Below are 8611 nucleotides of genomic sequence, written 5' to 3'. Positions count from 1 at the left end.
GCCCGCCGAGGTGAACAGGATCAGGGTCGACATGGCCGCCGCACCGCCGACGTTGCCGGCGTCGTCCATGTTCAGTACGGCGACGGCGGCGAGGATGGTGTCGGGGCTGTAGAGGAAGATCGCGGCGGAGACGGTGGTCATCGCCGAGACGAACAGGTAGCGCACGATGTCCAGCAGCGCCGGCAGGCAGATCGGCACGGTGACCCGCAGGTAATGGCGGTACAGCGGCGCCTTCAGCGACAGCGCGGCGGCTTCGAATTCCGCGTCCAGTTGGCGCAGGGCCGTGGTGGCGGTCATTTGGGCGGTGGTCAAATAGTGAGCAATGGTGCACACCACCAGCAACGTCATGGTGCCGTAGAGCACATGCAGCGGGTTGCCGTTGAGGTTGAAAAAGAACACGTAGCCCAGGCCGAGCACCAACCCCGGCACCGCCATCGGCACGAAGCTGAGCATGCGCAGCGCCAGGTTCAGGCCCTTCTGGCCCCTGGTTTTTTCCATCAGGTAGGCGCCGGTGAAGATCAGCACGCTGCCGATCAACGCGGTGCACAGGGCCATGGTGATGCTGTTGCGGTAGGCCAGCCAGCCGCCGCCGGCCGTGTCTTCGAACTGGTAGTGGGCCAGGGACAGCGACAGGTTGTAGGGCCAGAATTTCACCAGGGATGAGTAGACCGCCATGCCGAACACCAGCAGCAGGATCGCGCAGATCAGCAGGACGATGGCCAGGTAGCAGCCGTCCCGCAGCTTCGACGGTGCCGGCTGGAACACCTGGGCGCGGCCGCTCATGGAGTCGCCATGGCGGCGGCGCAACCAGGCGTCGACACCGAAGCTGAACAGCGCCGGCAGCAGCAGGACCATGCCGATCAAGGCGCCCCGCCCGAATTGCTGCTGGCCGACCACGGCTTTGTAGGCTTCCAGCGCCAACACTTGGTAGTCGCCGCCCACTACAACAGGCACACCGAAGTCGGTGATGGTCAGGGTGAACACCAGGCAAAACGCGGCAAACACGGCCTGGCGCGTCGCCGGCCAGGTGATGCTGCGAAACGCCCGGGCGGGACTCGCGCCCATGCTCGATGCGGCATCGAACAAACGTGCATCCGCCAGGGAAAGCGCCGACAACAGGATCATCAAGGCATGGGGAAAGGTGTAGATCACTTCACCAAGGACAATGCCCCAGAAGCCATAGATGTTGTCCGACAGCAGCCCGCGCAGCATGCCCTGGTTACCGAACAGGTAGACCAGCGCAATCCCGGGCAACATCGACGGCGCCATCAACGGCAGCAGCGACATGCCGCGCCAGATCGCCTTGCCCGGAATAAGCGTGCGTTGCAAAGCGTAGGCAAACAGATAAGCCAGTGGTACGACGATGGCGGCAACGCTGCCGGAAACCATCAGGCTGTTACCGAGCAACCAGTGGAAATTGTCGCTGGTGACCAACTCCCGCGCCGCCACCAGGCCACCGCCCTGCCCGGCTTCACTGCTGAAGCCGCGCCAGAAGATCGCCAGCAGCGGCATCAGCACCGCGACGCCCAGCAGGCACAGCCAGAGCAGCTTGCCGCCGACTACAAAAATACGGTCGCCGAGTTCGGCACGGGAAACCTGACGAGCCACGTTATCGGGTATCGGCAGAGTCATATCGCGGGCCATCTCAGGCAAACACCTGCAGGCTGCGCGGGGGCAGCGCGACCCAGATGTCCTGGGCGCCAAGGCGCGGCATGGCTTCCGGGGCCAATTCGGCCAGCAGCGGATGGCCGGGCAGTTGGTCCAGCTCGAAGCTCATGCGGCAGCGGTTGCCGAGGAAAGTGATCTCGCGGACCTTGGCCGGGAACAGGTTTTCTTCATGCACTGGCGGGTTGACGCTGATGGCTTCCGGGCGGCAGAACAGACGGCCCGATTTCGCGACGCCTGCGTTGTCCGCCAGGCGCATATTCATGCCGCCAACCTGGGCGTGGCTGGCGCTGTTGCGACTGAACGGCAGCCAGTTGCCCTGGCCGACAAACTCGGCCACGAACGGTGTGGCCGGGCGGTCGTAGATTTCCTGGGGCGTGGCGTACTGCTCGACCTTGCCGTTGTTCATCACGGCAATGCGGTCGGCCATCAGCATGGCCTCGTCCTGGTTGTGGGTGACCATCAGGGTGGTGATGCCCAAGCGGCGCTGCAATTGGCGCAGCTCGGTGCACAGATGCTCGCGCACCCGGGCGTCGAGGGCCGACATGGGTTCGTCCAGCAGTAGCAAGGACGGCGCCGGCGCCAGGGCGCGAGCCAGTGCCACACGCTGTTGTTGGCCGCCGGAAAGTTGGCCGGGGTATTTCTTTTCGCTGCCCACCAAACCCACCAGTTCAAGCATCTGCCCGACACGCTTGCGCACTTCATCACGGCCACTGCCGGTGAGGCCGTAGCCGATGTTCGCTTCGACGGTGAGATTGGGAAACAGCGCGTAGGACTGGAACAGAATGCCGTAGTCCCGAGCCTGGGGTGCCAGTAGGGAAACATCGCGGTCGCCGAGGTACAACTCGCCGCTGTCCTGGCGCTCCAGGCCGGCGATGCAGCGTAGCAAGGTGGTCTTGCCGCAGCCCGACGGGCCCAGCAGGCACACCAGTTCGCCAGCGGCGACGTCCAGGGACACGTTATCCAGCGCGGTGAAGGCGCCGAAGCGTTTCTGTACACCGCGCACCTTCATTGGCGCGCCGGGATTAGTCATGGCTGTGTTCATGGAGGCACCTCATCAAACTGATGAAGATCATCCTAGGCAGGCAATGCGTCCCTCTTGTGGCAGAAAGGCAAAACGTGGCGATAGTGGTATTGGTGGATTTGGGTTGTGCCGACAGATTGTTCCTACGCTCTGCGTGGGAATACATCCTGTGACGCTCCGCGTCACGACCTTAAGAGCGGACGCGGAGCGTCCAGGCCGGCATTCCCACGCAGAGCGTGGGAACGATCAGCTTTAGATCGGCGACATTTCCTGCGCCAACCCCAGGAAAGCTGCCGGCAACCGGGCGCCCTTTCGCTCTTTGAGGCAGTACAAATACTCGGGAATCTGCGGCGCATTTTCGATGGTCAGCACGCGCAATTGCGGGTCGTGGGGCACTTCCTGGCGGGCAATGATGCTGATGCCGATATTGCGCAACACCGCCTCACGGATCGATTCCCGGCTGCCGATCTCCAGCAGCGGCCCGTAACTCACGCCGGCGCCCTGCAACATCTCTTCGGTCAATCGACGGGTGGTCGACCCCGGCTCGCGCATCAGCAAGGTATGCCCGGCCAGCGCGGTCAGCGGTACATGTTCAAGTACCGCCAGCGGATGATTGCGATGCACCGCCAGCACCAGCGGGTCCATGCCCAGTACCCGCCGGATCAGGCGCGGGTCTTCAAGCAATTGGGACGAGGCGGCGACGTCGACGCGGTAGTCATCCAGCGCTTCCAGCACCTGCTGGGAGTTGCCGATCTCCACCGAAACCTCGACCTGCGGCAGCCGCTCGCGGAAGGTCTTGACCAGGTCGAGGATGTAATAAGGTGCCGTCGCGGCAATCCTCAAGGCTCCTTGTACCTGGCCACTGTTGCGCAGGAAAAACTCGATGTCCGCTTCCTGCTGCAACAGCGCCTTGACCATCGGCAACAGCCGCGCGCCTTCGTCGCTGACGGTCAGGCGGCGCCCGCCACGGTAGAACAATTCCACCGAGTACTGGCTTTCCAGGTGACGAATCTGGGTGGTCACCGTGGGCTGGCTGAGCCCGAGCTTTTTCGCCGCCTGGGTAATGCTGCCCAGGCGGGCGACCATGTAAAACGCCTTCAGCTCGGCACTCAGCACACCACCCTCTCATCGACTATTTGCGCAGCAGGCGCAGACCATTGAATACCACCAGCAGGCTCACGCCCATGTCGGCGAACACCGCCATCCACATGGTGGCCATCCCAAGGAAGGTCACCGCGAGGAAGATCGCCTTGATCACCAGGGCCAGGGCGATGTTCTGCTTGAGGATACTCGACGTTTGCCGCGACAGCCGAATGAATGCCGGAATCTTGCGCAGGTCGTCGTCCATCAGGGCCACGTCGGCGGTCTCGATGGCGGTGTCGGTACCGGCGGCGGCCATGGCAAACCCGATCTCGGAACGGGCCAGCGCCGGGGCGTCGTTGATCCCGTCGCCGACCATGCCGACTCGGTGGCCCTTGGCGTAGAGCGCTTCGATGGCTTGCAGTTTGTCGGTGGGCAACAAGTCGCCCTGGGCCTGGTCGATGCCCACCTGATCGGCGATCGCCTTGGCCGTGTGGGTGTTGTCGCCGGTCAGCATCAGGGTCTTGATGCCCAGGTCATGCAACTGCTGGATGGCTTCGCGGCTGGTGTCCTTCACGGTGTCGGCCACGGCGAACAGCGCCAGCGGGCCGGACTTGTCCAGCAACAGGACCACGGACTTGCCTTGTTTTTCCAGGGCGAAGAGCTTCTTCTCCAGGGCCGGCGAGCACAGGTTCAGCTCTTCCACCAGACGGTGGTTGCCCAGGTAGTAGACCTCGCCATTGATTTCACCCTTCACACCGCGACCGGTCAGGGCCTCGAAGTTATCCACCGTGTGAACGGCGAGATTCTTATCCACAGCCGCGTTGGCGATGGCCAGGGACACCGGGTGATCGGAACGCCCGGCCAGACTGGCGGCCAGGGCCGGCGCGCTGTCTTCCATGTTCGGGAACAGCGCCAGGTAATCGGTTTGCACCGGTTTGCCGTGGGTAATGGTGCCGGTCTTGTCGAGGGCCAGGTAGTCGAGTTTGTAGCCACCCTCCAGGTACACACCGCCCTTGATCAGGATGCCTTTGCGCGCCGCGGCGGCCAGGCCGCTGACGATGGTCACCGGGGTGGAAATCACCAGTGCACATGGGCACGCGACCACCAGCAGCACCAGCGCGCGGTAGACCCATTCAAACCATACGCCGCCCATGAACAGCGGCGGAATCAACGCCACACCCAGGGCAAAGATGAACACCGCCGGGGTGTAGACCTTGGCGAAGGTGTCGACAAAACGCTGGGTTGGCGCACGGGCGCCCTGGGCCTGTTCCACGGCGTGGATAATCCGCGCCAGGGTGGAGTTGTTGGCGGCTGCAGTGACTTTGTATTCCAGGGAGCCGGCCTGGTTGATGGTGCCGGCGAAGACTTTGTCGCCCACGGTCTTTTCGATCGGCAGGCTTTCACCGGTAATCGGCGCCTGGTCGATGGTGGACTGGCCGGAGGTGACTTCACCGTCCAGGCCAATGCGCTCGCCGGGACGAACCCGCACGATAGCGCCCAGTTCAATGACTTTAACCTCCTTTTCAACCCAACTGCCATCTGCCTGAAGGACCGTGGCCTGTTCCGGCGTCATCTGCATCAAGCCGCTGATGGCGTTACGTGCGCGGTCCAGGGACTTGGCCTCGATCAACTCGGCCACGGTGAACAGGAACATCACCATCGCCGCTTCCGGCCACTGGCCGATCAGGATCGCGCCGGTGACGGCGATGCTCATCAGGGCGTTGATGTTCAGGTTGAGGTTTTTCAGGGCGATCCAGCCCTTTTTGTAGGTGGTGAGGCCGCCGCTGAAGATCGAGATCAGCGCGACCAGGGCAATCACCCACGTCGGGGCTGCGTTGGTGAAGTGCAGCACTTCAGCACCCAGCGCGCCCACGCCGGACACAGCCAGCGGCCACCAGTGCTTCTTCGCCGGCGGCTCAGCCGGGGCGACGCCTTCTTCGATGGGGTCCGCCTGCATGCCCAGGGACTTGATGGCGTCGATGATCGGCGCGGTAGTTGGCAGGTCGTGGGTGACGCCGAGAATGCGGTTGATCAGGTTGAATTCCAGCTGCTGCACACCCGCAAGCTTGCCCAGTTTGTTCTGGATCAGCGTCTGCTCGGTGGGGCAGTCCATGGCTTCGATGCGGAAGGTGCTCAGCCGCGAGCCCGCTGTCGGGGCTTCGGTCAGCTTCACCAGCGCCGGCGCGGCCTTGCTGGAACAGCAGGAATCGCCATGGCTGCCATGGTCGTGCTTCTGCACAGGTTTCAGCTTGGGGCCGTGATCGTGCGCGTGGTCGTGATCATGGTCGTGCTTGTGCGGGGTGTGGATGGAATCGCTCATTCTGTCGCGTCCGTAAAGGTGCCTGTTGCCAAGTAAAGACCCTGTAGCCACTATAGGGTCAAGCATCCTTTTGGAGATTGCTGCGATGAAGATCGGCGAATTGGCAAAATTGACGGATTGCCAGGTGGAAACCATCCGTTATTACGAGAAAGAAGGCCTGCTGCCGCCGCCTGCGCGCAGTGACGGTAATTACCGGCTGTACACCCAGGCGCACACCGAACGGCTGGTGTTTATCCGCAACTGCCGCAGCCTGGACATGACCCTTGAGGAAATTCGCAGCCTGCTGGGCCTGCGTGACAGTCCTCAGGACCAGTGCGAAAGCGTGAATGCATTGATCGACGAGCACATCCACCACGTCAAGGCGCGGATCGACGGGCTGCTGGCGTTGCAGGAACAGTTGCTCGACCTGCGCCAGCGCTGTGGCGGCGGGCCGGATCTGGATCAGTGCGGGATTTTGCAGCGGCTGGAAGTCAGCGGGAGTGTCGCGGCCAGCGAGGCTGAGCCCTCACATGTGGGCAGAAGCCACGGCCATTGATGTGTACACAAAAAAATGTGGGAGCGGGCTTGCTCGCGAAAGCGGTGTGTCAGCCACTGAATGTGTTTCTGATACACCGTATTCGCGAGCAAGCCCGCTCCCACATTTGGACCGAGATCGCTTTTAGATCGCTACATCGGCCTTGATGCTCGGATCAGCGTCATAGCCCACGATTTCAAAATCTTCGAATTTGTAATCGTAGATCGACGCGGGTTTGCGCTTGATCACCAGTTCCGGCAGCTTCTTCGGCGTGCGCGCCAGCTGGGTCTGGATCTGTTCCATGTGGTTGCTGTAGGCATGGGTGTCGCCCGTGGTGACGATGATCTCGTGAGGGATCAGGTCGCACTGCTGGGCCAGCATATGGGTCAGTAGCGCCAGGGCAGCGGTGTTGTACGGCAGGCCGAGGAATACATCGGAGCTGCGGATGTACAACTGCATCGACAGATGACCGTCATGCACAAAAGCCTGGTACAGCAGGTGGCAAGGTGGCAGCGCTTGCTTGCCGTCCCGGGCGTTCTGCTGCGGGCTTTTGGTCTCGTCCGGCAGGTACTCGACGTTCCAGCCGTGAAACAGGATGCGGCGGCTGTTGGGGTTGGTCTTCAGCGTCTCGACCATGTAGTCGATCTGGTTGATCTTGCCGCCGTCCTTGGTGGGCCAGGCGGTCCACTGCTCGCCGTACACCGGGCCCAGGTCGCCGTCTTCGGTGGCCCATTCGTCCCAGATACGCACGCCATTTTCGTTCAGCCACTTGATGTTGGTGTTGCCACTCAACATCCAGATCAATTCATTGGCGATGCTTTTGAAGTGAAGCTTCTTGGTGGTCAGCAGCGGGAAGCCGTCGGCCAAGCTATGCCGAAACTGACGGGCAAACACGGCCTTGGTGCCGGTGCCGGTGCGGTCGCCCTTGGTCAGGCCATTGGTCACGACATCGTTCAGTAGTTCGAGATATTGCTTCATGTGTATACCTGTATCGTTGAAGCCGGGACCCTCGGGCCCCGGCGTTCGAATTTAAAGCGCGGTGTTCTTGATGCCTTGCGGGCGATTGTAAGCCCACCACAGCAGGCCCAGGCCGGCGATGATCATCGGCAGGCTGAGAATCTGACCCATGGTCACCCAGCCCCACGCCAGGTAGCCCAGTTGCGCATCCGGCACCCGTACGAACTCGACGATAAAGCGGAAGATCCCGTAGAACAACGCGAACATCCCCGAAACGGCCATGGTCGGGCGTGGCTTGCGCGAGAAGATATAGAGGATCAGGAACAGCGCCACGCCTTCCAGGGCGAACTGGTACAGCTGCGAGGGGTGGCGCGGCAATTGCGCCGGGTCGCTGAACGGCGGGAACACCATGGCCCACGGCACGTCAGTCGGCTTGCCCCACAATTCGGCATTGATGAAGTTACCGATGCGCCCGGCACCCAGGCCAATCGGCACGAACGGCGCGACGAAGTCCATCAGCTGGAAGAACGACTTGCCGTTACGCCGGCCAAACCACCAGGCGGCGATCATCACCCCCACAAACCCGCCGTGGAACGCCATGCCGCCCTTCCACACCTCGAAGATCAGCGTCGGGTTGGCGATGTAGGCTGGCAGGTCGTAGAACAGCACATACCCCAGGCGTCCGCCGACGATGACCCCCATCGACATCCAGAACACCATGTCGGAGAGCTTCTCCTTGGTCCAGGTCGGGTCGAAACGGTTCAGGCGCCGGGAAGCCAGCAGCCAGGCACCGCCGATGCCGATCAGGTACATCAACCCGTACCAGTGGATTTGCAGCGGACCGATGGCCACGGCCACCGGGTTGATCTGCGGGTAAGGCAGCATTGCGACTCCTCGTTAAATCAATAGTCATGGCGCATCGGACCATGCCGGTGCGCGATTAAGCCTGCGTTACAGCAAAAAATTCAGCCCTACGCAAAACAGCAGCCCGGCGAACAGCCGCTTGAGCAAGCGCGGCGACAACCGGTGCGCCAGGCGCGCGCCGAAA

General features: G+C 62.3%; 7 protein-coding genes and 1 pseudogene. 1 reads left to right on the top strand and 7 read right to left on the bottom strand.

The window, feature by feature from the left end; translation table 11 throughout:
- From HX846_RS26675 to HX846_RS26660, 4 genes are all read right to left on the bottom strand, one after another.
- Positions 1-1644 (bottom strand): putative 2-aminoethylphosphonate ABC transporter permease subunit (locus HX846_RS26675; RefSeq protein ID WP_178966426.1); only part of this gene is annotated, 1644 nt, incomplete at its 3' end.
- A gap of 1 nt (position 1645) precedes the next feature.
- Positions 1646-2710, bottom strand: a complete 1065-nt coding sequence (locus HX846_RS26670; protein ID WP_023659299.1) for a putative 2-aminoethylphosphonate ABC transporter ATP-binding protein — start codon at positions 2708-2710, stop codon at positions 1646-1648.
- A gap of 231 nt (positions 2711-2941) precedes the next feature.
- On the bottom strand, positions 2942-3805 hold the full coding sequence (locus tag HX846_RS26665) for a LysR family transcriptional regulator (protein WP_102604108.1): 864 nt from the start codon (positions 3803-3805) through the stop codon (positions 2942-2944).
- 16 nt (positions 3806-3821) lie between these two features.
- Positions 3822-6092 carry a heavy metal translocating P-type ATPase gene (locus HX846_RS26660; protein WP_134327486.1) on the bottom strand — a complete coding sequence of 757 codons (2271 nt, stop codon included), beginning with the start codon at positions 6090-6092 and terminating at the stop codon, positions 3822-3824.
- An 85-nt stretch (positions 6093-6177) separates the two neighbouring features.
- Here HX846_RS26660 and cadR point away from each other — a divergent pair, with 85 nt between their 5' ends.
- On the top strand, positions 6178-6627 hold the full coding sequence (cadR, locus tag HX846_RS26655) for a Cd(II)/Pb(II)-responsive transcriptional regulator (protein WP_017476559.1): 450 nt from the start codon (positions 6178-6180) through the stop codon (positions 6625-6627).
- A 123-nt stretch (positions 6628-6750) separates the two neighbouring features.
- Here cadR and HX846_RS26650 read toward each other — a convergent pair whose 3' ends face one another.
- From HX846_RS26650 to HX846_RS26640, 3 genes and pseudogenes are all read right to left on the bottom strand, one after another.
- Positions 6751-7584, bottom strand: a complete 834-nt coding sequence (locus tag HX846_RS26650) for a thymidylate synthase (RefSeq protein WP_003213821.1) — start codon at positions 7582-7584, stop codon at positions 6751-6753.
- A gap of 51 nt (positions 7585-7635) precedes the next feature.
- Entirely contained in the window at positions 7636-8448 is an 813-nt protein-coding gene (gene lgt / locus HX846_RS26645; protein ID WP_003213823.1) for a prolipoprotein diacylglyceryl transferase, read from the bottom strand.
- Positions 8449-8514: 66 nt separating this feature from the next.
- Positions 8515-8611 (bottom strand): annotated as a pseudogene (locus HX846_RS26640) (sulfite exporter TauE/SafE family protein); the annotation flags it as partial.

It is taken from the genome of Pseudomonas sp. K5002 (assembly GCF_013386655.1).
Taxonomy (GTDB): domain Bacteria; phylum Pseudomonadota; class Gammaproteobacteria; order Pseudomonadales; family Pseudomonadaceae; genus Aquipseudomonas.
The sequence above is the reverse complement of the archived record's forward strand: the minus strand, read 5'-3'. Positions and strand labels throughout refer to the sequence as shown.

Excerpts from the sequence above, each read along its gene's own strand:
- HX846_RS26670 (WP_023659299.1), bottom strand. The coding sequence starts at position 2,710 with ATGAACACAGCCATGACTAATCCCGGCGCGCCAATGAAGGTGCGCGGT.
- HX846_RS26660 (WP_134327486.1), bottom strand. The coding sequence starts at position 6,092 with ATGAGCGATTCCATCCACACCCCGCACAAGCACGACCATGATCACGAC.
- lgt (WP_003213823.1), bottom strand. The coding sequence starts at position 8,448 with ATGCTGCCTTACCCGCAGATCAACCCGGTGGCCGTGGCCATCGGTCCG.
- cadR (WP_017476559.1), top strand. The coding sequence starts at position 6,178 with ATGAAGATCGGCGAATTGGCAAAATTGACGGATTGCCAGGTGGAAACC.
- HX846_RS26650 (WP_003213821.1), bottom strand. The coding sequence starts at position 7,584 with ATGAAGCAATATCTCGAACTACTGAACGATGTCGTGACCAATGGCCTG.